Origin of the sequence: Mesorhizobium kowhaii, from assembly GCF_042431665.1 — a bacterium.
Taxonomy (GTDB): domain Bacteria; phylum Pseudomonadota; class Alphaproteobacteria; order Rhizobiales; family Rhizobiaceae; genus Mesorhizobium; species Mesorhizobium kowhaii.
In genome coordinates this window covers 192,777-216,271 of sequence record NZ_JBHLYT010000006.1, presented here as the reverse complement: position 1 = coordinate 216,271, position 23,495 = coordinate 192,777, and the positions used below count along the sequence as shown (strand labels likewise).

At 60.4% G+C, this 23,495-nt stretch carries 23 protein-coding genes and 1 pseudogene; 12 read left to right on the top strand and 12 right to left on the bottom strand.

Annotated features, from left to right (window positions below; translation table 11 throughout):
- Window positions 1-12: 12 nt before the first annotated feature.
- The 4 genes from ACFFNA_RS06920 (at window position 13) to ACFFNA_RS06905 (ending at window position 2,570) form a co-directional block, all read left to right on the top strand.
- Complete coding sequence (locus ACFFNA_RS06920) at window positions 13-552, top strand: DUF1697 domain-containing protein (RefSeq protein ID WP_378916877.1); 540 nt, start codon at window positions 13-15, stop codon at window positions 550-552.
- 254 nt (window positions 553-806) lie between these two features.
- Entirely contained in the window at window positions 807-1,109 is a 303-nt protein-coding gene (locus tag ACFFNA_RS06915; RefSeq protein WP_378917335.1) for a DUF982 domain-containing protein, read from the top strand.
- Window positions 1,110-1,284: 175 nt separating this feature from the next.
- Window positions 1,285-1,842 (top strand): ABC transporter ATP-binding protein, encoded by a 558-nt coding sequence (locus ACFFNA_RS06910; RefSeq protein ID WP_378916874.1) that lies wholly within the window; start codon window positions 1,285-1,287, stop codon window positions 1,840-1,842.
- Window positions 1,842-2,570 carry an ABC transporter ATP-binding protein gene (locus ACFFNA_RS06905; RefSeq protein WP_378916872.1) on the top strand — a complete coding sequence of 243 codons (729 nt, stop codon included), beginning with the start codon at window positions 1,842-1,844 and terminating at the stop codon, window positions 2,568-2,570. Before ACFFNA_RS06910 ends, ACFFNA_RS06905 begins: the two co-directional genes overlap by 1 nt.
- A 1,114-nt stretch (window positions 2,571-3,684) precedes the next feature.
- Here ACFFNA_RS06905 and ACFFNA_RS06900 read toward each other — a convergent pair.
- On the bottom strand, window positions 3,685-4,605 hold the full coding sequence (locus tag ACFFNA_RS06900; RefSeq protein WP_378916869.1) for a LysR substrate-binding domain-containing protein: 921 nt from the start codon (window positions 4,603-4,605) through the stop codon (window positions 3,685-3,687).
- 111 nt (window positions 4,606-4,716) lie between these two features.
- Here ACFFNA_RS06900 and ACFFNA_RS06895 point away from each other — a divergent pair, with 111 nt between their 5' ends.
- On the top strand, window positions 4,717-5,412 hold the full coding sequence (locus ACFFNA_RS06895) for an NADPH-dependent F420 reductase (RefSeq protein WP_378916866.1): 696 nt from the start codon (window positions 4,717-4,719) through the stop codon (window positions 5,410-5,412).
- A 622-nt stretch (window positions 5,413-6,034) separates the two neighbouring features.
- Here the strand turns inward: ACFFNA_RS06895 and ACFFNA_RS06890 are convergent.
- Complete coding sequence (locus tag ACFFNA_RS06890) at window positions 6,035-6,358, bottom strand: hypothetical protein (RefSeq protein ID WP_378916863.1); 324 nt, start codon at window positions 6,356-6,358, stop codon at window positions 6,035-6,037.
- A 435-nt stretch (window positions 6,359-6,793) separates the two neighbouring features.
- Between ACFFNA_RS06890 and ACFFNA_RS06885 the strand changes: the two genes are divergently transcribed.
- From ACFFNA_RS06885 to ACFFNA_RS06860, 6 genes are all read left to right on the top strand, one after another.
- Window positions 6,794-7,468 carry a GntR family transcriptional regulator gene (locus tag ACFFNA_RS06885; protein ID WP_378916860.1) on the top strand — a complete coding sequence of 225 codons (675 nt, stop codon included), beginning with the start codon at window positions 6,794-6,796 and terminating at the stop codon, window positions 7,466-7,468.
- A gap of 71 nt (window positions 7,469-7,539) precedes the next feature.
- Window positions 7,540-8,388 carry a transporter substrate-binding domain-containing protein gene (locus tag ACFFNA_RS06880; protein ID WP_378916858.1) on the top strand — a complete coding sequence of 283 codons (849 nt, stop codon included), beginning with the start codon at window positions 7,540-7,542 and terminating at the stop codon, window positions 8,386-8,388.
- A 29-nt stretch (window positions 8,389-8,417) separates the two neighbouring features.
- Entirely contained in the window at window positions 8,418-9,131 is a 714-nt protein-coding gene (locus tag ACFFNA_RS06875; protein ID WP_378916855.1) for an ABC transporter permease, read from the top strand.
- Window positions 9,131-9,844 carry an ABC transporter permease gene (locus ACFFNA_RS06870; RefSeq protein WP_378916852.1) on the top strand — a complete coding sequence of 238 codons (714 nt, stop codon included), beginning with the start codon at window positions 9,131-9,133 and terminating at the stop codon, window positions 9,842-9,844. Before ACFFNA_RS06875 ends, ACFFNA_RS06870 begins: the two co-directional genes overlap by 1 nt.
- A gap of 44 nt (window positions 9,845-9,888) precedes the next feature.
- Complete coding sequence (ggt, locus tag ACFFNA_RS06865; RefSeq protein ID WP_378916849.1) at window positions 9,889-11,481, top strand: gamma-glutamyltransferase; 1,593 nt, start codon at window positions 9,889-9,891, stop codon at window positions 11,479-11,481.
- 261 nt (window positions 11,482-11,742) lie between these two features.
- The gene (locus tag ACFFNA_RS06860) at window positions 11,743-12,501 is read left to right on the top strand and encodes an SDR family NAD(P)-dependent oxidoreductase (RefSeq protein WP_378916847.1); all 759 of its coding nucleotides are present in this window, start codon (window positions 11,743-11,745) and stop codon (window positions 12,499-12,501) included.
- Between the two features lie 234 nt (window positions 12,502-12,735).
- Here the strand turns inward: ACFFNA_RS06860 and ACFFNA_RS06855 are convergent, their stop codons facing one another.
- From ACFFNA_RS06855 to ACFFNA_RS06835, 5 genes and pseudogenes are all read right to left on the bottom strand, one after another.
- Window positions 12,736-14,139: a glutamine synthetase family protein gene (locus ACFFNA_RS06855; protein ID WP_378916845.1), complete on the bottom strand. Its 1,404-nt coding sequence runs from the start codon at window positions 14,137-14,139 to the stop codon at window positions 12,736-12,738.
- A complete protein-coding gene (locus ACFFNA_RS06850) occupies window positions 14,139-15,491 on the bottom strand; it encodes a transaminase (RefSeq protein ID WP_378917333.1) in 1,353 nt (450 codons plus the stop codon). Before ACFFNA_RS06850 ends, ACFFNA_RS06855 begins: the two co-directional genes overlap by 1 nt.
- A 72-nt stretch (window positions 15,492-15,563) precedes the next feature.
- Window positions 15,564-16,427 (bottom strand): GntR family transcriptional regulator, encoded by an 864-nt coding sequence (locus ACFFNA_RS06845; protein WP_378916843.1) that lies wholly within the window; start codon window positions 16,425-16,427, stop codon window positions 15,564-15,566.
- A gap of 368 nt (window positions 16,428-16,795) precedes the next feature.
- On the bottom strand, window positions 16,796-17,773 hold the full coding sequence (locus tag ACFFNA_RS06840) for a bile acid:sodium symporter family protein (RefSeq protein ID WP_378916840.1): 978 nt from the start codon (window positions 17,771-17,773) through the stop codon (window positions 16,796-16,798).
- Window positions 17,774-17,829: 56 nt separating this feature from the next.
- A pseudogene (locus ACFFNA_RS06835) lies at window positions 17,830-18,728 on the bottom strand (aldo/keto reductase).
- On the opposite strand from ACFFNA_RS06835, the gene ACFFNA_RS06830 reads away from it, so the two are divergent.
- Window positions 18,648-18,857, top strand: a complete 210-nt coding sequence (locus tag ACFFNA_RS06830; protein WP_378917352.1) for a hypothetical protein — start codon at window positions 18,648-18,650, stop codon at window positions 18,855-18,857. The pseudogene ACFFNA_RS06835 and the gene ACFFNA_RS06830 sit on opposite strands and share 81 nt — an antisense overlap.
- Here ACFFNA_RS06830 and ACFFNA_RS06825 read toward each other — a convergent pair.
- From ACFFNA_RS06825 to ACFFNA_RS06805, 5 genes are all read right to left on the bottom strand, one after another.
- Complete coding sequence (locus ACFFNA_RS06825; RefSeq protein ID WP_378916838.1) at window positions 18,846-19,436, bottom strand: cysteine hydrolase family protein; 591 nt, start codon at window positions 19,434-19,436, stop codon at window positions 18,846-18,848. The genes ACFFNA_RS06830 and ACFFNA_RS06825 overlap by 12 nt on opposite strands.
- Before the next feature lie 150 nt (window positions 19,437-19,586).
- Window positions 19,587-20,618, bottom strand: a complete 1,032-nt coding sequence (locus ACFFNA_RS06820; protein WP_378916836.1) for an extracellular solute-binding protein — start codon at window positions 20,616-20,618, stop codon at window positions 19,587-19,589.
- Window positions 20,619-20,643: 25 nt separating this feature from the next.
- On the bottom strand, window positions 20,644-21,450 hold the full coding sequence (locus ACFFNA_RS06815; protein ID WP_378916833.1) for an ABC transporter permease: 807 nt from the start codon (window positions 21,448-21,450) through the stop codon (window positions 20,644-20,646).
- Window positions 21,440-22,366 (bottom strand): ABC transporter permease, encoded by a 927-nt coding sequence (locus tag ACFFNA_RS06810; RefSeq protein ID WP_378916830.1) that lies wholly within the window; start codon window positions 22,364-22,366, stop codon window positions 21,440-21,442. Before ACFFNA_RS06810 ends, ACFFNA_RS06815 begins: the two co-directional genes overlap by 11 nt.
- Window positions 22,350-23,495 carry an ABC transporter ATP-binding protein gene (locus tag ACFFNA_RS06805; RefSeq protein WP_378916828.1) on the bottom strand — a complete coding sequence of 382 codons (1,146 nt, stop codon included), beginning with the start codon at window positions 23,493-23,495 and terminating at the stop codon, window positions 22,350-22,352. Before ACFFNA_RS06805 ends, ACFFNA_RS06810 begins: the two co-directional genes overlap by 17 nt.

Here is a 23,495-nt window from a genome sequence, read left to right as displayed (position 1 = left end):
GCTGGCCGGGCGATGCAGACCTATGTCGCGCTCCTCTACAGCATCATCCTGGGCGAGGGACGGCGGGTCGTCATGGCCGACCTCAAGGCGATGGCAGAAGGTCTCGGCTTGAAGAAAGTTCGTACGCTGGTGGCAACCGGCAATCTGGTCTTCGAGACAGAAGAGACCTCCATCGCCGCGCTTGAAAGGCGGCTGGAGGCGGCGTTCGAAAAAGCCTTCGGCAAGCATGTCGACATCATCGTGCGCGGTGCCGAGGATTGGCTGTCGCTTGCCGCTGGCAATCCGTTCCCGGGCGAGTCCGCCGAAGCCGGCGACCAGGTGGCAGTGCGCGTGATGCGCAAGCCCGCGCCCGTGGATGCTGTAGCGGCGCTCCAAGCCTATGCCGCAGCGCATGAGAAGGTGCTGTCGGTCGGCGGCGACATCTGGGTTGTCTTTTCGCGTGAGAGGCCTAGTTCGCGGCTACTTGCGGCAACCAGCCACAAGCGTTTGGGCATCGGCACGTCGCGCAACTGGAACACGGTGCGCAGACTGGCCGAGATGGTCGGCGGGTAGGGTCCGGGGCGGCATTGCGCCGCCCGCAGGGGAACCGACAAGCAATCCATTTGCCGGCTTTGGCCTTAAGATATTCAATGAGAACCGCGACTATCGATCGGACGCGATGGTGGGCCGGTTTGCATTCGTCGGTCGAGTGATTCGAATTTCCGCGTATCGCGACTATTCAAAATTCCGCTTCTTTGCACGGAACCAACCTGCGGATGGCGCGTTTCATTGGGTTCGACCGTGCGGTGGTCGACCGGGAGGAAACGATGGATTATCTGCATTTCTTTTCGCCCGTGCGGATTTCGCGCGGGCAGGGACATCCTGCTGAAGAAATCGATAGTGTTGCCGAGGCCATGGTGTTCTTGCGGAAATGGCCGACGGGACGGCGCGGTCCGGTCTATCAGTGCGCGCTGAATTGCTGCTCGGCCGCCTTGTCGGGCCAGATGTCGGCCGAGGAAGCAAGAAAAGCGTTCACAGGCTTTGCCCGCATCACGCGCCTTCTCGATGACGACATGGCATTGCCCCTAGGCGGCGAAGGCGAAGCCAAGGTGTATGCGCTGAGGCGGTAAGCGCCTGTTCTCTTGGCGGTCTTGCAAGGTCTCGCGCCGTGGCGGCGCGGGGTTTTGTTTGTGCTGCGCTCTGGAATGACGCGCATCGAAGGTTGGCCGGCTCAAACCCTTCTCAAGTGACGGAATATCGGTCGATCACCCACAGCCCAGACTGGGCGGCCGGCCGATTACCGGCTTGCCGCCGCATCGCATCACCGCGCTCGGCCTTGCCCGCACATTCCAGAACATCCGGCTGTTCAAGGAAATGACCGTTCTGGAAAACGCCATGTCGGGCCAGCATTGCCGCAGCCGCCACGGCATTGTGTCGGCGATCTTGCACTTGCCGTCACAGCGGCGCGAGGAGGAGAAGATCCGCACGACCGGGATGCGCTGGCTCGATTTCGTAGGCATCCAGCAGCATGCGCATCGTCTTGCCGGGGGGCTTTCCTACGGTGATCAACGACGACTCGAACTTGCAAGAGCCTTGGCGTCGACGCCTGAGCTCATCCTGCTGGACGAGCCCGCTGCCGGCCTGAACGAGCGTGAGAAGCTGGATCTAGTGCACCTCATCCGCCGCGTTCGCGACGAGACCGGTGTAACTGTCCTGCTAATCGAGCATGATATGGGCCTGGTCATGCAGGTGTCGGAAAAGATCGTGGTGTTCGACTACGGTCAGAAGATCGCCGATGGAACGCCAGAGGCCGTACGCGCGGACCCCAGGGTCATCGAAGCCTATCTCGGTGCGGAGGATTGATGGAGCCCGACATTGTTCTTTCCGCCGATCGAATCGTCACGCGCTATGGCGGCATCGAAGCGCTTCACGGCGTCAGCCTTTCGGTCAAACGCGGTCAGATCGTGGCGCTGCTTGGCGCGAACGGTGCCGGCAAAAGCACCACGCTGCGCACCTTGTCCGGCCTCATTGCAGCGTCGTCTGGAAGTGTCCGCTTCCTGGGCGAGGACATAACCAAGGTCCCTGCCCACCGTCTGCCGCATCGCGGGCTCGTCCACGTCCCGGAGGGGAGGCGTATTTTCGGCGACATGACGATCAAGGAGAACCTTGACCTTGGTTCGTTTACGCTTGCCGACGATGTCGAGCGGCGCCGGCGGCTTGATCATGTTTTTGAGCTCTTCCCCATCCTGGCGCGCCGGCAGAATGGCGACGCAAGGAACCTGTCCGGAGGAGAACAGCAGATGCTGGCGATCGGCAGAGCCCTGATGGCCGCACCCAAGGTGCTTTTGCTCGATGAGCCGTCAATGGGCTTGGCGCCGCAATTGATCAAGGAAGTCATGAACATCGTCCAGCGCCTTAATCGCGAAGGCGTGACCATCCTGCTTGTGGAGCAGAACAGCAAAGTCGCCTTGAAATTCGCCGACTACGGCTACGTGCTCAAAGCCGGGCGCATCGTTCTTGAGGGCCTTGGCAGCGATCTAGCGAGCAATGAAGCGGTCATCAGCGCCTATTTGGGCGGCGTTGCTGCCTAGCTAGCTGGTAGAGCCGCCAAGGCTTGGACTGCACGAACGAACCACCGCCTCATGCTTTTTGCACACCGGTTAACGCTTCGGCTATATCCCTCAGGCGGGCGGGCGACCTGGACATTGAAGACCTTGTTGGGCGAGGACGCGCAGTTCCTGATGGTCGTCTGGTCGATGATCTGGCCGGTGACGACGACGGAAGCTTTCGTGTGCACCACGTGTGCAGTGAGCGGCGTGATATGCTAAATAGCCTTCAGTTTGCGCCGGCAAAATCGTAAATCCGGTTGCGTTCGGCTGCGCGCTTCTTTCCAAATTGTTCTGTCTTTCCAACGGGGTATTGGACGGACTGAGACAGAAAAAAGATAATGAAATTAGTATGTTAGGACACAAAGTTGCCATAGCGCCGATGATGGATAGGGAAGATATATAAATAAAATCAGCTAGTTACGGGCATCTGTGTGCAAAATACGCACACGAAAGTTCTGCTTCTCTTCTTTTTTCGTTCCCACGGCGGAGCCGCCGACAGCCCTTTTCGGACGCTCTTCTGCCGACGATATTGACCGCTCCAATGCGGATGTTCGCCGGGATATCCGTGAACCTCATCGTCCGCAGCGGCGTCCAGTTTGCCTGGGGTTCCTGGAAGCTTTTCGTGCTTTTTTCTGGGTCGCGTCCCAGCCCGAATTACATGCGCTTACGGGAGAAATTCGAATATCGGATTCGGCTTTAGGAAAAATTTGACGAGACATCGCATCTTGGAGTCAAAATTGTCGGCGTCACTCCAGAAGGCCCACGTAAGAAATCCGACGGGGTGGAATTTACGGTCATATGAGGGTCTGTTCGATTTGGCTGGTGGAGCGTTATCCGCATAATAGAATTCCGCACATGATTTCCGCACGTAAAACCATTCTCGGATCGTTATCCGGGCGTCACTTACGGCGATGTACGGAAATCGGTCGTTTTCCGTGTGGTGCCAAGCAAGAAAAGAAATCTGAAAACTCGGGAGATTTTCTATTGTGCGGAAGCATTCCCGCACCCACGGGCCGGTGCGTTGCAATGAAGGATGCAATGGCAATCAGGCCACTCATTGCTTGCAATCGAAGCCCATGCGCCATCGCCGTGCCGGCTAGGGCTGTTGTCCGTGGCCAGCTGCTTCGCCAGATCCTAGCTGTTCTACCACCATTTCGATGAAGCTCTTGAGCTTCGGCGTTTGTCGCCGATCAGGGTGGAACAGCAGATGAATGGGACGCGGAGGCGTTTCGTAGTTCGGCAACACTCGGACGAGCCGCCCAGTCGCGAGGTGCGTGCGCACCGCCTCTTCCCCGATGAGCGCCAAGCCGAAACCTGCGAGCGTCGCCTCTAGCAACGAAGCGGGGCTGTTGACCTTGAGACGGCCGTGGACCAGCGCCTTTGAGGTGAGACCGTCCCGTACAAAGAGCCAGTCGCTGAACGTTGGTTCGGGCCAGTTGCCGAAGAGCAGGCATTCATGATTGGCCAGATCCGATACGGTCGATGGCATCCCTCGCTCTTTCAGGTATGCAGGCGACCCGCATGCGATAGTCTGAGAGGGTGCGAGCTCGATCGCTCCGAGGTTAGATTCTCCGAGAGGACCGATCCGGAACACCGCCTCAAACCCGTCGTCGATAAGGTCGACAAAGCGGTCGTTGAGAACCAGGTCGACATCGACACTGGGATGGCTGGTCAAATATCGTGCGACCACAGGTGTCACGCAGTGAGCTCCGAATGAAACCGGCGCATTGACGCGCAAGAGCCCTCGCGGTTTGCCCCTGGCCTCATCAGCAATTGCATCCGCCCAATCGACCTCGGCCAGCGCCACCTTGCATCGATCGTAATAGGACTTGCCGATCACCGTCAGACTTTGCTTTCGGGTTGTGCGGTTGAGCAGGCGCGCCCCCAAGCGTGCCTCCAGATAGGTGACGTGCTTGGCCACCATCTGCGGCGAGATGCCGAGCGCCGATGCCGCTGTTGCAAAGGAGCCGCTTTCTGCCGCCTTCACGAATGCTGCCATGCTGGCGAGACGATCCATTCCACACTCCTGGTTGGGAGAGCCGGGTTCATGGCGCCATTTATCGATCGAATGCAAGGGTCCATATAGCTTGTCAGCATTCTCAACCCCACATCTTCGAAAGGCACAGACATGAAAATCGGCATTGTTGGCGCTGGCAATATCGGCAGCGCACTCACCCGTCTCTTCCGGGCCGCAGGGCACGAGGTCACGATCTCCAATTCGCGCGGACCAGGGTCTTTGGCAGACCTGTCGGCGGAAACCGGCGCGCGGGCCACTGCGATTGAAGATGCTGTCCGCGGCCAGGACGTCGTGGTCGTCGCCGTGCCTACAAACAAAATCCCTAGTCTGCCCCGCGAACTGTTCGCGTCCACGCCCGCCGACGTCGTCGTCATCGACACGACCAACTATTACCCACAACAGCGCGATGGTCGTCTGGACGGAATTGAGGACGCGAACACCGAAAGCGAATGGGTTGAGCAGCACCTTGGGCGCCCGGTGATCAAAGCCTTCAACACGATAGAAGCGACCCATCTCCAACCGGGCGCCAAGCCTGCGGGCTCCGCGGACCGTGTCGCTCTGGCGGTGGCGGGCGATGACGCCAGGACCAAGTCCAAGGCGATGGCGCTTATCGACGGGATCGGCTTCGACGCAGTGGACGCCGGCACTATCGCGGAATCCTGGCGTCAGCAACCGGGCTCGCCGGGCTATCTCAAGGACTATGGCGTCCAGGGCGTCCGTAGCGCGCTCGCCGAGGCGAACCCCGAACGTCAGCCCGAGTGGCGCGCCACGCCCAACAGCCCCGGCACATACGGCTCGCCGGCTTAGGCGCTCTTGGTCTAGCTGGATAGCCTTCCTGGCCGCGGCGACCATGGCGACTTGCGCGCCCGCATAGCGCAGGACAGCTCGTCAGCCCAAACAGTGTTGCCGGCCTGGACCCGTGTTTGGACCTATCCAGGGAGCGGACCCGTCAACACCTATTGGATTGAGACGCCTGGCGGTGGCCTCGTCGTTATCCACGTTCAGCGCGATCTCGGCCACGCTGCGCAGGCGGTGGCGGCCGTCAAGGCGGTGGGCAAGCCGGTGCGTGCGATCCTCATCACCCACGGCCAATCCCGATCACATACCGGGCTAGGCCTGTTTCGGCAGGCCTTCCCGGGCGTCTCCCCGTCGCCCGAACAGGGCGACAACCCCGTCTAGCCATCGCTTCGACCAAACTGGATCGCAGGACAGTCTTGTAGTCGCGATATGGAGGCCGCTGCTGCTGCTCCATCGACAGGGTTCGCGGCATGTCGACCGTCTCACCCACCTCGGTCTGTTCAGCGGCGACCCAGCTTGTCTGACAGGACAGTGCCGACACCATCACGCAAGGCCGGTGCCATTGGACCAGCGTGCCGTAGCAATCGAAGCACTTCGGTTTATCTGCCAACTTCATCCGCAGCAGGCCTGGTCAACCCGTGGGGAGTTGACGGGCGGCGGCATCTGCGGTGTCCTCGGGTCTCGTGTTGAAGGCTATAGCAGCGTTCGGCGCCGCCTTGTGGATGATGTTCACCACGGTTTCGAACAGCGACAGGCTCTTCGGCGGCAGCCTGAGGCCGCCTCCGATCACAACGCAATCATACGCAGCATCGCCCAGCGCTCCCTTGAGCTCGGCAAATCCGGCGGCATCGGGCGTGATCATGCAGGTATCGGCCTGCCATCCCCGCTCCTCAATCTTTGCCACGCCTAAAGCGATCCCGGCGTTGATTTTTTCGGCATTGAAGCCGGGGGGCAAGGACGGGTCCGAAAAGTCGACTGTTTCAGGTTTCTGGCCGACAAATAGTATTCGCGTCATTGAAATTCTCCATAAAGTTTCGGGTTCACGAAGTGGGGATGTCCTTCGGCGACAAGGCTTCCCGCCTCAACGTTCAGCGCTTCGATCCGAAGTTATCCGGAACCAGGCTCATTCAGCAATTCCCTCAATCCATCACGATGACCGCCTTACCTGGAATCAGGATTGCTGACGCGCTTCAAGGGCAGGGAAGGATCAAGAGCTGGGGCCGGGAGATCGCCAAGCGCTCCTGCCACCGATCTCGGCTCTCTCGAACCGCGCCGGCCTCCAAGAGCTCTTGCCGATTTGCCTTGACTGCGCGAGAAAACTCCATTGTATTTGTGGATACAAAAATCCAATTTCGCGTTGATCAGAAACTTCGGCAAAAAAGATCCCTAGATGAGCCATTCAGCAGTTCCCTACGCCCAGACGCCGGCCACTGCGGAGCAGGAGGCTTTTCTACATCTGCAATCTGCAATACGCCTCGGGCGTTACCGTGCAGGCGACCGGCTCATCCCGGAAGAGATCGCGGCCGAGATCGGTATGAGCCGGATGCCTGTGCGGGAGGCCTTCCAGCGGCTGGCGCTCGAAGGGCTGGTTGTGATCCGCCCAAATCGTGGCTGTATCGTCGCTGGTCTGACGCTGGACGAGATCTACGAGACGTTCGAGATCCGCTCGGTACTGGAAGGGCTTGCCGTTCGCCTGGCAATGCCTCGGATGAACGCCGAAACCATTGCCGAACTTGAGCGCTTGTTGGCCCGTATGGAGCGCAGTGGCGCTGCCGGCGGAGCCGATTGGGTAACAAGGCACCAGGAATTTCACGGCTACATCTGCAATCTCAGCGGCCGCCCTAAGCTTATACGCCAGATAGCATCACTGCATGTGACCATCGAACCCTATCTGCGCATCTGGTTCGACTATGTCGAAAAGCCGCTCAGCGCAGCGGAGGAGCATTTGGCCGTGATCGATTCGCTACGCGGCGGCGATGCCGTAGCCGCCGAAGCGGTGATGCGCAGCCACATTCTCGACACGGCGCCGCTGCTGGCCGAGTTCGCGAGCCCGAGCCGACCTTGAGGCAGTCGGGCTAGAAGATGCTCGATTTCTACAAGTGCCCTCGCAGGGCCGGAAAAAAGGGGAACAGAACCATGAAACTATTACCCATTGCATGTCTTGCTGCCGGATTGAGCTTAGCTGCCGCGCTGTCGGCTTCAGCCGAGGATACGCCAAAGAAGATCACCATAGCGACGGAGGGCGCCTATGCGCCCTGGAACTTTACCACCGCTGATGGAAAGCCTGATGGCATGGAGGTCGAGCTCGCGCGAAATCTCTGTGAGCGTATGAAAGTCGAATGCACCATCATTACGCAGGACTGGGACGGGCTCATCCCGGCGCTGACGGTAGGCAAGTTCGACGTCATCATGGCGAGCATGTTCATCACCGACAAACGACTTGAAGTCATCGACTTCACTCAACCCTATGCCATCGATCCTTCCGGATTCGCCGTGGCAAAGGACAGCCCGCTCGGTGCGTTGGCCGGTTCGACCGAGAAGATAAAACTGGAAGACGAGGCCCCTGCCAAGGCGGCGATCGACAAGATCAAGCCGCTGATCGCCGGCAAGATCGTCGGCGTCCAGGCTGCGACGGCGAACCTTGAGTTCCTGAAAAAGTATTTCGATGGCGCCGTCGAAATCCGCGAGTACAAAACCACGGAACAGCACGACCTCGATCTCGCGGCCGGCCGTGTGGATGCCCTGTTTGCACAGCAGACCGCTTTGGCGGCAACATTGGCCAAGCCCGAATTCTCAGGCTACACGGTCGCTGGTCCCGGCTTTCTCGGCGGGGTTTTCGGACGCGGCACCGGGGCAGGGCTGCGCAAGCAGGATACGGTGCTCAAGGCGATGTTCAACAAGGCGATCGATGAAGCCATCGCCGACGGCACCATCAAAAAGCTTTCGCTGAAATGGCTGAAGGCCGACGTCACGCCGCCCAAGTGAGATGCCCTTCCCGGAGCGCGAACTAGCCAATGCTGGATAGCGTTCGTCTGCTAGGGTTTGGCGACGGCGGCTGGGCGTTGGCGCTGCTCAGCGCTGCCCTCGTAACGCTTCTGCTTTCGGTCGCCGGATTTATGGTCGGCTCGGTGATCGGCGCTTTGGCAGCTGCGGCCCGGGTCAGCGGGTCGCGCTCCCTCGGCCTGCTCGCCGATGCCTATTCCACGGTATTCAGGGGAGTGCCCGACCTCCTGACCATCTATCTCCTGTATTTCGGCGGTAGCATGGCGCTGACTGCGGTCGGCCATTGGTTTGGCGCCCAGGGCTTCCTCGGATTACCCGCTTTCGCCACCGGCACGACGGCAATCGGCATAATTTCGGGTGCCTATCAGGCGGAGGTATTTCGCGGTGCCTACATCGCCATCGACCGCGGCCAGATCGAAGCAGCGCGCGCCTATGGCATGCCGCCTGCACTCATGTTGCGCCGGGTGATCGCACCCCAGCTTATGCGCTACGCCATCCCGGGCCTAGGGAATGTGTGGCAACTGGTGCTCAAGGATTCAGCACTGATTTCGGTAATCGGGCTTGTCGAACTGATGCGTCAGGCACAGATCGGGGCCGGATCGACCCGCGAGCCTTTTCTCTTCTACACGGCTGCCGCCGCGCTCTACCTGGCCATCGCCTCAGCGACGGGATTGCTGTTCAAGCGCGCTGAACGCCGCGCCCTTCGGGGCATTCGGAGGGTGTGATGGATTTCGCCTTTTTCGCTGAAATATTGCCAAAGCTGCTTGCCGGCCTGCCGCTGACGCTTGAGCTTGCCGGCACGTCCATCCTGCTCGGCGCCATCCTCGCCTTGGCTTTGGCGCTGGCCCAGCGCCTCCGCCAGCCTTTGATTGACTGGCCGATCAAGGGTTTCGTCGCGATGTTTCGCGGCACGCCCTTGTTGGTCCAGATATTCCTGATTTACTACGGCCTTGGCCAGTTTCGGCCGACATTGCAGGAACTCGGTCTGTGGGGCCTTTTCCGCGAACCTTATTGGTGCGCCATCCTGGCGCTGACCCTCAACACCGCGGCCTATGGCAGTGAAATCCTCCGCGGCGCCATGCAGTCGGTGCCGACGGGCCAGATTGAGGCGGCACAGGCCTTTGGCATGACGCGACTGATGACGCTGCGCCGCATCGTCCTGCCGATCGCACTGCGCCAGGCTTTGCCAAGCTATGGCAATGAAATCATTTTGATGGTCAAGGGAACCTCACTTGCATCCATCGTTACGCTGATGGAAATCACCGGCATAGCCCAGGGCATCATCTCGCAAACCTACCGGGCCATGGAAGTTTTCGTCTGCGCCGGCGCTATCTACCTGATCCTCAATTTTATCATCACCCGGACGCTGGGCCGGCTCGAATACAATCTGTCACGGCATCTGCGCCCCGCATCGGGCCTTGCGACCAGTCCAGCGTGATTGGCTAGCCGTCACAGAATTCGTTTTAGGGAGTTTTTTCGCATATGAGGGATTTCGAGAAACCAAACCGTTCGGTCGTGGTCGCACGGCATGGCATGGCTGCGACGTCCCATCCGTCGGCCACGCTTGCAGCCGTTCGGATTCTGGAGGCGGGCGGCAACGCACTCGATGCGGCCATCACCGCCAGCGCCGTACAGTGCGTGGTCGAACCGGGATCGACCGGCATCGGCGGAGACTGTTTCGTACTGATGTCGAAAGAAGGGTCCAGCGAGATCATCGCCTATAACGGATCCGGCCGTGCCCCGGCGGCCGCAACAGCCGATTGGTATGCGTCCCAGGGCATCACGGAAATCGAGCGCCAGTCGCCGCATGCGGTAACGGTTCCCGGTGCCGTTGACGCCTGGGCCCAACTGAACGCCGATCATGGAAAATTGCCGCTGGGCAAGCTACTCGCGCCTGCGATCGAGTTCGCCGAAAGCGGCTACGCCATTTCGCCGCGCGTGCATTCCGATTGGGAGGAGGAGGCGGGGCTGCTTTCCGCCGATCCTGCCGCAAAACGCATCTTTCTCCCTGATGGCCGGGCGCCAAGGGTGGGCGAGACCCACCGCCAACCCGAGCTCGCCGCAACACTCCGCAAGATCGCGGCGGCCGGGCGTGACGCCTTCTACGGGGGCGAGGTTGCCGAGGACATGGTCTCGCGTCTGCGCAGCCTTGGCGGTTTGCACACAATGGATGATTTTATGGGCGCCAGGGGCGAGTATGTGACGCCGATCAAGACAAGCTTTCGCGGCCACGACGTCTACGAATGCCCACCAAACGGTCAGGGCGTCATCGCGCTGATGATCCTCAATATCCTGTCGCGCTTCGAGGCCAAGGGTGATCCGCAATCGGCCGACCGGCTGCATATCGAGATCGAGGCGACGCGGCTCGCTTATGCCGCGCGTGACGCTTTGCTCGCCGATCCAGCCAAGGTGGCGGTGCCGGTCGAGCAACTGCTTTCCGACGCGACGGCGGATCGTCTGGCTGGCATGATCGACCTTGGGCGCGCACGAGCGGATCTCCCATCGTTCGATATGCCTGTGCATCGGGACACGGTTTATATTTCCGTTGTCGACAAGGATCGCAACGCCGTCAGTTTCATCAACTCGATCTATGATGGTTTCGGCACCGGCATTGTCGCGCCGCGCTCAGGCGTGATATTCCACGATCGCGGCATAAGTTTTTCGCTGGATCCCAACCACCCCAACGTCATCCAATCAGGCAAGCGCCCGCTACACACCATCATTCCGGGCATGCTGGTGAAGGATGGGCGCGCAATCATGCCTTTCGGCGTAATGGGTGGCGCCTATCAGGCGATGGGTCACGCTCACTTCCTGTCAAAGGTTCTCGATTTTGGCCTCGATATTCAGCAAGCGATCGATCTGCCCCGGGTCTTCCCTGTTCCGGGCACGATGGACGTAGAGGTCGAGCACACCCTTCCAGTCACGGTTCAGCAAGAACTGATCCGCCGAAGGTTCTGCATCGTCCCGGCGCAGGGACCGATCGGCGGCGCCCAGGCGATCATGATCGACTGGATGAATGGGACGCTGCAGGGCGGTTCAGACCCACGCAAGGACGGCTGCGCAATCGGTATTTAGAACGCCACACGGGCGTTGGACGAGTGACAAAGGTCGGGGTCACTGCCCGGCCACCTCGCATATTGGACCTGTGGTCTCATCCTCGTCGGATGAAGTCTGAGGAGAAAGCTTCTGGCAGCAGAGCGGACACACCTGAGCGGCCGGCTTCGGCATTTCGAGAACGCAAAGCGGCGCGGAACGTTGCAGAGCAAATCTTCAAAGCACGGTCGCCAAAGTGCGTGGTAAGACCGCGACGGCGAACCAGCGGAGTCTCATTTGACCATGCCTTCTTCTACCACCAAGCGTGCGCTGATCACCGGGGCGGGTGCGGCTGACGGCGTCGGCTTTGCCATTGCGCGACAGCTCGGCCATGCAGGCCATGCCGTGTTCCTCAACGGCGCCAGTGCCCGCGTACTCGATCGCGCCGCCGAGCTTTGCGCCGAAGGCATTGATGCGCGGGCCGTGGTCGCCGATCTCACCAAGGCCGCCGATGTCGCCCGGCTGCGGGCTGACGTCGGCGTCGTTGACATCCTGGTCAACAATGCCGGCATGGGCTCGCTGGCATCGCCCTCGGTCGATAAGGCATTTCTCGCCATGACCGAGGCCGACTGGGACCAAGGGATCGAGATCAGCCTGAAGACCGCGTTCCTGGTCACCCGCGCGTTTCTGCCGGCGATGGTCGAAGCGGGCTATGGGCGCATCGTCAATGTAGCGTCGGTTACCGGACCGCTGGTATCTTTCGAAGGCACATCAGCCTATTCCGCCGCCAAGGCCGGCATGGTCGGCCTGACGCGCACGCTGGCGCTCGAAGTGGCAAAAAGCGGTATCACGGCCAATGCCGTGGCCCCCGGCTGGATCGAAACGGGCTCGTCGAGCGCAATGGAGCGGCAAGCGTCCCTGCACACGCCACCGGCGCGGGCCGGGCGGCCGGACGAGGTTGCCGCAGCGGTGGTGTTCCTGGCATCGGAAGGCGCGAGCTACGTCAACGGCGCCCTGCTGGTGGTCGACGGCGGCAACAGCCTTCAGGAGCGCAAGGGCTGACTCCGAAACCACCGGTCGTTCACGATCGGATCGCAGGTTATGGAAAACATTGGAAACAGCATCGGCCGCGTTCAGCCATTGACGAAAGCGGTCGAAAGAAGGGGCGACCCGCCTTACGCCTTCCTCGGCGATTGGCGTTGAGCCAGTGCAGGTGATCTCGACCAGCTTCCGCCGCGTGCGCCCAGAAGTAGAGCCGAATGTCCGGCCCGACGAGATCCGGTGCAATCAGCGACATTATATGGCTTCAAGGTAGAGTTGATAGTCGAGTGGGGAGACGTAAGCCGCGAAGCGGGCGGCCTCAGAGCGCTTAACGGCCAGAAACACGTGATGCATCGTCGCTCCAAGCGCGTCCTTCAGGAAATCGGAGCCGTACGCAGCATCGATTGCGTCTGTCCAATTGCGGGGCAGGGAAGGTGCGTCTCCGACGGCGGAACCGTTGCCTTCGGCCGGCGGCCCAGGATCTCTTTCATTCTCCAGGCCGCGCTTCATTGCGGCAAGGGTTACGGCAGCAACCAGGAAAGGATTGGCATCGACTCCGGCCAGGCGCTGCTCCAGATGTCGACCGGCTGGTGAGCCGGCGGGCACGCGGATTGCAACCCCGCGATTGTTGATCCCCCAGTTGGGACTCGTGGGTGCGTAACTCTGGGCGGAGAAGCGACGCCAGGAATTGTGATGCGGCGCCATGACCAGCATGCTGCCGGATATCGAGTCGAGCAGGCCGCCAACGGCCGCAAGTAATGCCGGTGACAGTTCGCCGTCACGATCGGCGAAAAGATTGCGGCCATCGCGATCGCAAAAGCTCGCATGCATGTGCATGCCCGATCCAGCGCGGTCGGCGAAGGGCTTCGCCATAAAGCAGGCCTGCATTCCGTGTCGACGCGCCACGCCGCGCAGAAGATGCTTCAGCGCGACGAGGTTTTCCGCTGCCTGCATGACGTCGGCATGGTGCAGTGTCAGTTCGAACTGGCCCGGTGCATATTCCGAGATCAATGTCTCGACGGGGAGGCCTTGTTTGGCTGCTGCCCGGTAAAGATCGCGGCTAAATGGTTCCAGCCGATCGAGTTCCTCTACGCAGTACACGTTGGTCCCGAAGGGGCGAGTACCGGTCAGCGGAAGGCGAGCCGGCCGCGGCCTGACCGACTCCCTGTGCGCGTCAATCAAGTAGAATTCCAGCTCGAAAGCGGCGATGGATCTCAAGCCGAGCGCCGCAAGTGCATCGATCTGGCGCTGAAGCACATGGCGGGGATCGGCCCAGACGGGGCGTCCATCCATCTCGTGCAGGGCGACCCGGAACTGCCCCCTCGGTGGATCGGTCCAGGGGGATGGCGCAAGCGAGGAGGGGAGCGGCCAGCCACACCGGTCGGCGTCGCCGTCCGACCAGACAAGACCGGTTTCATCGACGTCCTCGCCTGTCACGTCTAGTCCGAGGATGGATCCTGGCAGGTTGCGTCCGTTCTCCCAGATTGCTTCGACTTCGTGGCGCCGGACCGATTTGCCGCGCGCGATCCCGTTGGGATCGATCAGCATAAGATCGAAAGCCTCTATCTCGGGATGAGCCTTCAGGAAGTCTCGCAATTCTTCCGCCGAAGCACGCGTTTCCGGCGCGGTCGTCGTTGCGGGAGCGGCAATCTTTCTCATCATTCTGCCTCCAAGGGCAATAGGTTCAAAACGTTCCCAAAGGCGGCGAGGAAGGCAGTGGTGTCGGCCTCGGTCGTATCGGGACCGACCAGCATCATGTTGTGGAACGGCGTGAGCAGGAATCCGCGATTAAGAAGCGCGACATGCAGGAAGCGTTCCAGGGTCGAATCCGATGCAGCGCGCGCCTCGGCGGCATTGATGACGGGGGAAGGGCTGAAAACGACCTCAAGCCGTGCGCCGACCCGCGCCGTATGCCAGGCAAGACCGTGCTTTGCTATGAAGTCCTCTATGCCTGCTTCCAGACGCTTCGCACCTGAAAGCATCTTTTCGTAGTTTTCGGGGGTCATCAGATCTTCGAGCGTGGCGCGCACACAGGCAAGCTGCATCGCGCTTCCCGCCAGCGTTGTACCTATGCCGGAATGGCCGTGCTCGGATTCGGGGCGCGCAGCGAACAGACGGTTGTTCACTGCCTGCGTCATGCCCCAAACAGCCGCTGGAACACCGCCGGCCACCGGCTTTCCAAGCACGAGGAGATCCGGCTCTAGATGGTAGGCGCGGCCGTATCCCCCAGGGCCCGTGGAGATCGTATGGGTCTCGTCGAGCAGCAGCAGAGTCCCGACCTTGCGGGTGGCCTGGCGCAGGAAGTCCCAGAATCCGGGCTGGGGAAGGATCATGCCGCAATTCGTCATGACCGGCTCTGCGATGATACAGGCAATGTCGTTCTTGGACAGTTCAGATTCCAAAGCAGCTCGGTCGTTGAAGGCAATCATCACCGTGGTCTGGCTGGGGTCCTGCACCTGTCCGACCAGACTGCGCCGGGCTACAGTTCTGCCATCGACAAGGTCGACCAACGTATCCTCGACAGTTCCATGGTAGCATCCGTCAAAGACGAGAATGCGCTTGCGTCCGGTTGCAGCACGAGCGGCGCGCAGGGCGAAGCGGTTGGCGTCGCTTGCTGTCACGGCCATCTGCCAACAAGGCAGGCCGAAGCGTTCGAAGAGAAGCTCGCCGACCCGTTCGACATCTGCTGATGGCAGCATGTAGGTCAGGCCACGGTCCTCCTGTCGGCGCAGAGCCTGCATGACAGGAGCCGGGGCGTGGCCGAACATTGCACCAGTGTCGCCGAGGCAGAAATCGACGAGTTCGTTGCCATCTATGTCCCGTAGCCGGTTGCCCCGGGCAGTATCGATGACCATCGGGAAGGGCTGTGGCCAGTCCCGCATCCAGTGGAGCGGCACTCCACCCGTGAAACCACTAGTCGAATTGCGAGAGGCTCGGGCCGAGGAGAGAGGACGTTGGTCGCTATATCTTTTATTCTCGGCAGTCAGGAGCTCATCGAGCGCGACCCGCATCGACCTGTTGTTCGAGGATGCTCCGACGGAAATTGAGGATGCCATGTGGGTTCTCCCTTGATGTGGTCAAGCCTAAACGTCGGCGGCGGCAGACCGGCGCGACCTGCCTATGGACGGCGGGCCATCTGCCGCCTGTGTGAAGATAGATTTCCCGAGCAGATCCATGCCGTCGAGGATGTCAGCCTCGATCGCTAGCTTCAGTCTGGTGACGTCGCGCCGCTCGATGGCGTCGATCGCGATCTCGTGCTTGTCCGTCAGGCGCGCTGTGTCCACCATATCGAAGACCTTGCGCATAAACGGACCGAACTGCATCCAGACGCTTTCCAAGAGATGCGTGAGGATCTCCGACCGGCCCGCGCGGTAGATCTCGAAATGGAATGCATGGTTGGCAGCCATGTACAGTTCCGCGTCGCCGTTCTGATAGCTGGTGTTCAGCTGGTCGTCATAAGTGCGAATGCGAGCAAGGGCGGCGTCGTCGATCGCGTTGAGCGCGCGCATGGCGCAAGTCGGCTCAAGAAGCAAGCGCGCCTGCATGAGTTGATCGAAGCGCTCCGCGGTCATTTCCGGAATGGAAACGCGCCGATTGTCATGAACCCTGACGGCGTTTTCAGCCGAAAGTCGAGCAATTGCGGCTCGCATCGGCATGACGCCAACGCCGAGGTCCTTTGCCATTATCCGAAGGCTTATCCCCTTGCCGGGCGGGAGTTTCCCGACGATCAGCGCGTGGCGCAGTGCGCGATAAGCACGGTCCTGCATCGTCAGTTCGGGCGGTGCATGATCCTCCGTGTGGTTGGCGTCCCCTGTCGTCGTCACGCCTTCCGCCTCTCGGTCAGACGGGTTGGGGTTCCTATTGCTCATCTTGTCCCATCTTTCGTTGAGGGCTCCCGCCAATTCAAAATTGACCACAACGCGCGATTCAATGTCTTGGGCAGGCACCTGGGCTGCCCGGATAGGCGGCCATTTGCGTCAAATCGTGATCACATTATAGTGCCTCTTTTCGCATTGCAAGCTGTGCGAGTTCAAAGGTGACCTAAGGATCAGCATTCCATGAAACTCCGTAAAACCCAGGAATAACATGGCATTGCGTTCTTTCGACAGGCAGAATGATGACCTAAGTTTGGTGTAGCTCTATATCAATTCGATCGCATTCAGCCAGGGATAAGGCAGAATATGACAGCAATCGTGATCACAATAAGTGCGGTTCGCGAAAACTCCATCGGGAATTTCCGACCGAATGTTTTGACGCCCTGCGAGCGCGGCGCGCCGCCGCATGCCCAAAACTTTTTTAGGACCGCCACTGACTTTCAATTGGCGGCACTGCGTTGGGAGACGACGGCCAGCACGGATAGTTGAATCAGGCGAAACAACATCAACGGCAGCACGACGAGCGCGATCTGGTCGGCGTGAAACAGGATGCCGGCCATCGGCAAGCCGGTGGCGAGGCTCTTGGTCGAACCACAAAACAAGAGCGCCAGACGGTCGACCTTTGGCATTCCGGCAACCCGGCCGGCGGTGGCGACGATTGCCAGCGCAACGCCGAGCAATAGCATGCAAAGAGCGATCAGGATGCTGATGTCCGACCAGGAAAGACGGTGCCAGATCCCGGCGACAACGCCGGCCGAGAAGGCGGAATAGACAATCAGCAGGATCGAGCCACGATCGACGATCATGGTCACTTGCTTGTTTCGGGTCAGGAAATCCGCCAGCAGCGGCCGGGATAATTGCCCCAGCAGAAACGGCAGCAGGATCTGCTGTGCAATCTTCCAGACCGCAGCGGACGGGTCGCCTTCACCGGCAGCGGCGTGAAGCATCACGGCAAACAGGAGCGGGCAAAGCACCACGCCGATCAGGTTCGAAAGCGAAGCCGCACACAAGGCGCCGGCAACGTTGCCGCCCGCAACCGAGGTGAAGGCAATTGAACTCTGCACCGTGGATGGCAGGCAGCCGAGATAGAGGAACCCCATGCCGATTGCTGTGGGAAACCAGGTTTGCGAGACGCCGAACAGGCCGGCTGCAAGCACTGGGAACAGGACATAGGTGCAGGCCAGACATCCTGCCTGAAGCTTCCAGTTCATCAGGCCAGCCATCGTGGCCGACAGCGAAAGCTTGGCGCCGTAGAGGAAAAACAGCAGCGCAACCGCCCAGAAGGATACCTTTGAAAGCCCCGTTGCGAAGCCGCCCCGGGCGGGAAAGAAGGCGGCAAGGATCACTGTCAGGATCAGGATCATCAGGTAGCGATCCAGGCCCACGCGCTTCAGCGCCGCCTCAATACTCCTCAGCATCATGGTGACCGAACCTTAGGGGTGCCGCCTGGCAATGGGGGTCGCAAGGCAGTGCATCAGATGGCGAGTTGCAGGCATTCCTGCGCGGCAAGCTCCAAACCTGCAGCACGAGCAAAACTGCCGATATGCTCGGGCTTTGTTGCCGAGGCAATCGGCGCGATCACCCCGGGCTGCGCCATCAGCCAGGCCAGTGCGACCTCGCTGAGGCTTGCTCCGTGTCTGGCCGCAACCGCTTGAAGGGCGTCCAGAATGGCGAAGCCGCGCGGCGTGAGATACTTCTCGACGTCCTCTCCGCGGACCGACTTCGACAAATCCGCCTTGTCGCGATACTTTCCGCTGAGAAAACCCGAGGCCAAGCTGAAATATGTGACTGCGCTGACGCCTTCCCGCAGGCAGAGGTCCTGCAGCGGCCCTTCAAAGCCCGAACGGTCGTGAAGATTGTATTCAGGCTGCAAGACCGCATAGCGGGGCAAGCCGCTACCGGACAGGGCCAGGGCCGCCCGCAACTGGTCCGCATCGAAGTTAGACGCGCCGATCGATCGGATCTTGCCGGCCTCAAGAAGCGCGCCGAAGGCCGAGAGCGTTTCTTCCTGGGGTGTCTCGGTATCCGGCCTATGCGCGAAATAGAGATCGATGACGTCGGTTCCGAGCCTGCGGAGGGAGTGGCCGGCTGCCTCTCAAGGATCCACCGCCGCGACAATCCCTTCCGGCCTGGTCCGCCCATGTCGGAACCCACCTTGGTGAAGATCACCACCCGATCGCGCATGCCCGGCCGAGCCTTGAGCCAGCGGCCGATCATGGCTTCGGATTCACCGCCTGAATTGCCAGGCGCCCAGTTGGAATAGACATCCGCCGTGTCGATGGCGTTGAAGCCGTGATCGACAAAGGCATCGAGCAGACGAAATCCCGCCTTCTCATCGACGTTCCAGCCGAAGACATTGCCACCAAATACCAGGGGCGCGATGGAAAGGCCGGATTGGCCAAGCGTGCGTTTGATCATGGTTTTTCCGACATCAATGAGGGGGTTGGATTTAGGCAGTGCAGCCAACCGGCCGCGTTTCCGGCCTGTCGGTCAGGCTGCTGAGCCGGCGAGCCATTCTGCGGTCGTCATCACCCTGGCGAAGCCGGCAGCCAGTGTCGCGGCGGTGGCCGCCTTGATCGCATTCTGCGTCGCGGTTTCGGACAGATCGGGACAGCCGGTCGCATCGACGGGAAAGTCGACGAAGTAGTCGAGATCATGACCATGCCTTGCCGTGGCCTCGCAGCAGAAATTCGTCATGAAGCCGGTCACGACGATCCGGTCCACCGACCTTTCCCGCAGAACCCGGTCCAGGCCCGTGCCCACGAAGCAGGAATAACGCTGCTTGCTGATCGTCAGGGCATCGGCCGGGATCCTGAGCCTTGAGTCGTCTTCGACTTCGTCCGTGCCCGCGACAAAGCCGAGTTCTCCCGTCTCGCCGGTGAAATCGAACATGCGGCCGGCATCCGTCCCGTCCGCGCGATGAACGTGGCGGACGTGAACGATCAGCTCGCCCGCAGCATCCGCCGCAGAAATGATGGCATTGATATTGGCAATTGCTTCGGCATTCTCCACACAATGCAAGGGCGAAGCCGGGTCGGTGTAGACTTTCTGGACATCGACCACGAGGATTGCGCGCGCCATGATTTTTCCTTTTCTAAAGCCCGTTCCATCCCGGCATCCGGTTGGGGCTGAACGCCCGGGTAACTGGAAGTCACGCATGTCTGCCAGGGCCCTGGACAAGTGAGTTCGGGGCGCTCCGGCGGAGAATGGGCCTCCGCCGGAGCACGCACATCACTTCAACAGCTCGGTCCAGATTTTGGTGTAGAGTTCGTCCACCTCGGCTGGGCAGACTTCCTGCCAGCCGCCGGCGGCAACATACTCCGCTGGAATGTTCAGCTCGGGCGCGGCCTTGATGTCGTCACGCATGAATTGGGTCGAGCCCTTGATGCCGTTGGCATAGGTCGCGAAGTTCGAAATCAGGGCCGCGTTTTCGGGCGCCATGATGAAGTTCAGGAACTTCTTGGCATTTTCCGGATGCGGCGCGTCGGCCAGGATTGCCGCACTGTCCATGAACAGCGAGTATCCCTCTTTGGAGAAACCAAACCTGATATCTGAATTGACCTGCCGCGCCCGGAATGCGGCGCCATTGTAGTAAAGCTGGGCCAGCGTATCGCGGCTGTCCATCTTCTCGATGCCGTAGTCCATCGAGACCCAGGACTTCTTGGCTTCTAGCAGCTTGTCTCGAAGCTTCTTCAGGAGCACCTTGTCCCCGGTGCACCAGGTACCGCCCATGTACTTGATGGCGGAATAGAGAACATCGTTTTTCTCGGGCACGACATTGATCTTTCCCTTCAGTTCCTCCGGCGGATCGAGCCAGATTGCGCTGGTGTTGATGTCACCCTTGTAGACGGAAGTGGCAACGACCGGCCCAACCGTACCCCACTGCCACGGCACGGAATAATGACGGCCCGGATCCCAGCTGACATTCACCCAGCGTTCGTCGACATTCTTGAAATTCGGCATCTGGTCGGGCCGGGATTCAAGGAGAAGACCCTCCTTGATCCAGATCGGCACGAAATTGGCCGACGGAACCACCATGTCGAAACCCGAGCCGCCCGCCCTGACCTTGGCCAGCGCGGTGTCGTTGGAGTCGTAGTCCGTCACTGTGACCTTGATGCCGGTTTCCTTCTTGAATTTTTCCAGAAGTTCCGGGCTGGTGTAGTTGCCCCAGTTGTAGAGGCTGAGTTCTTCCTCGGCGAGGGCCGCCGAACTTGTTACCGCGAGCAGCATCGCCGATGTCAGCGTCGTCAATATGGATCGCATGCTTGTCACTCCTCTGTAAGGTTGCTTATTTTTTTCGATTGATCAGATGCACGGCCGTCACCAGAAGGATCGAAGGCACCAGGAGCATGGTGGCGGCGGCATTGGTTTCGGGGGTCATGTCACGACGGATCTGACCCAGCATGTAGGTCGGCAGGGTTTCCTGTCCGCCGGACTTCACAAGATCGGTGATGACGACATCGTCCAGGGAAACGACGAAGGCCAGCATGAAACCCGCTATGATGCCGGGCGCCAGTCTGGGAAGTGTCACATGCAGGAAGGTCTTCCACGGGTCCGCATAGAGATCGGCGGCCGCGGTTTCGAGGGTCAGATCCATGCCTTCCAGCCGGGCGCGGATCGGCAGATAGGCAAACGGGATGCAGAAGGCCGTGTGCGCCAGGACCAGATAGCCGGTACCCGAGTAGCCGGTTGCCGACTTGACCGCCGCGAACACGATCAGAAGCGAGATGGCCGTTACGATTTCAGGAACGATCAGAGGCTGGTTGATCAGGGCGTAGGAGATCAACTGCCCGCGATAGGCGTCGGTCCGGGTCATGGCGATGGCGGCCATCGTGGCCATGACCGTCGCCACCACGCCGGCCACGGTCGCGAGAAACAAAGAGAACAGGGCTGCATTGATGATCAGGTCGTTGTGCCAGGCCTTGACGAACCAGCCGAGGGAGAAGCCGCCCCAGACACCGAGCGAGGAGGTCGCGTTGAAGGCGAAGACGACGAGGATGAGGATCGGCAGATAGAGAGCGACGATCGCCGTTCGGGCAACAATGCCGAAGCCTGGCTGCGCCTTCAGATCGAATGCGTGCTGACTAGCGGCCATGCGCATTCTCCTTGGCGGAACTTCCGCGGATGTAGACGATGAGCGCTACTGTCACGATCAGCAGAAGGCAGATGGATAGTGCTGCGCCCAGCGGCCAGTTCCGACCCTGACCGAACTGCAGTTCGATCAGGTTGCCCATCATCATGTTCTTTCCCCCGCCCAGGACGCGCGGCGTCACATAAGCACCAATTGCGGGGATGAAGACGAGGATCGATCCGGCGATCAGGCCCGGCTTGCAGGAGGGAATGACGATATGCCAAAGCACCTTCGGGCGCGTCGCATAGAGATCGTATCCTGCCTCTACAAGGTTGAAATCCATCCGCTCTAGGCTCGCATAGATGGGCAGCACCATGAGCGGCAGGTAGACGTAGACGAGTCCCAGGAGAACCGCCCCGTCCGTGAACAGCATCTGCATGGGCTTGTCGATCAATCCGGCCCAGATGAGGATATTGTTGATCGGCCCCTGATTGGACAGGATGCCCATGATCGCGAAGGTGCGGATCAGGAGATTGGTCCAAAAGGGGATCGTGATCAGCAGCATCCATTGCGACCGGACCTGCTCGGGCCGGGTCGCGATATAATAGGCGGTGGGGAAGCCGATGAGCAGCGTGGCCAGCGTCGTCACCAGTGCCAGTTTGATGGACCGCAAGAAGATGGCGAGATTGGCATCGGCCAATACGAGCACGTCGTCAAACGGATCCCGCTCCACAAAGACGTTCATCCAGCCATCGAGACTGAACCGACCGAGTGCGACCCCGCCGAAGTCGCCCTTTGCCATCACCGAATAGACAAGCATCACTGCAAGCGGGCCGACAGAGGCGATCATGATGGTCACGAGGGCCGGCGCCTTGAGCAACCAGCGGCGCCGGCTTTCGGCAGCTCCGCGTGTAGCCGCCATCTCAGTGTTGCTGGACATGATCGCCTCCGAGCAGCCGTGCGCAATGGCCATGAATTCGCAGCCATACTTGCGTGCCAGACGTCATGATTTTCTCTTGTTCCGGGCTGTTGGTCAGGCGCGCCGTGAAAGTCGATCCATCGTTCAGGCGCAGTTGAAGGCGTGTGTCGGTCCCAACGAAAACCTCGCCCTCAATGACCGCGGGAATGCAGTCCGATGACGGGGAGTCGAGGACGTCGACATGTTCGGGGCGGATCAGGACCTGAACCGTGCCGTCGCCGGAAGTTTCGGCTTTGCCGTAAGCGGTGGTGACAGTGCCAGCAATATTGACCCGGTGAGCATCCGGCGCGGCCTGCCCGACAAGCCTGCCGCTCAGAATGTTCGATTCACCGATGAAGTCGGCGACGAACCTGTCCACCGGAGCGTTGTAGATTTCCCTGGGACGGCCAACCTGGAGCACCCGTCCACGGTTCATGACGGCAATCCGATCGGACATCGCCAGCGCCTCCTCCTGATCGTGCGTCACGAAAATAAACGTGATGCCGGTTTCGGTCTGGAGCCGCTTCAATTCGACCTGCATCTCCTTTCTCAGCTTGTAGTCCAGGGCCGACAACGGCTCATCCAGCAAAAGCACTTCCGGTTGCGGAGCCAGAGCGCGGGCGAGGGCGACACGCTGCTGTTGCCCGCCGGAGATCTCGCTGGTCCGCCGGTCGGCAAGCGCTTCCATCCGCACGAGTTTCAGCATCGCGGCCACGCGATCCGCGATCCTGGACTTCGTCCAGCCCAGCATTTTCAGCCCGAAACCGATGTTCTCGGCGACAGACATGTGGGGAAAGAGTGCGTAGTTCTGGAAAACCGTGTTGATTGGCCGCCGAAACGGCGGAAGCGCCGCAATGTCCTTGCCGCGGAGCAGGATTTGTCCGTTGGTCGGAAAATTGAACCCAGCGATCAGTCTTAGAAGCGTGGTTTTTCCGCAGCCGGACGGACCCAGCAATGTAAAGAACTCGTTTTCGGCAATGTCGATCGACACATCGTCAAGCGCCAGAAAAGTCGAGGCGCCGGTACCGTAACTCTTGTGCAGGCTGACCGCCTGGACCGCAAAGCTAGGACCCTCGGTTTGCGGTTGGGTGGGGTGGGACGATGCCAGCAT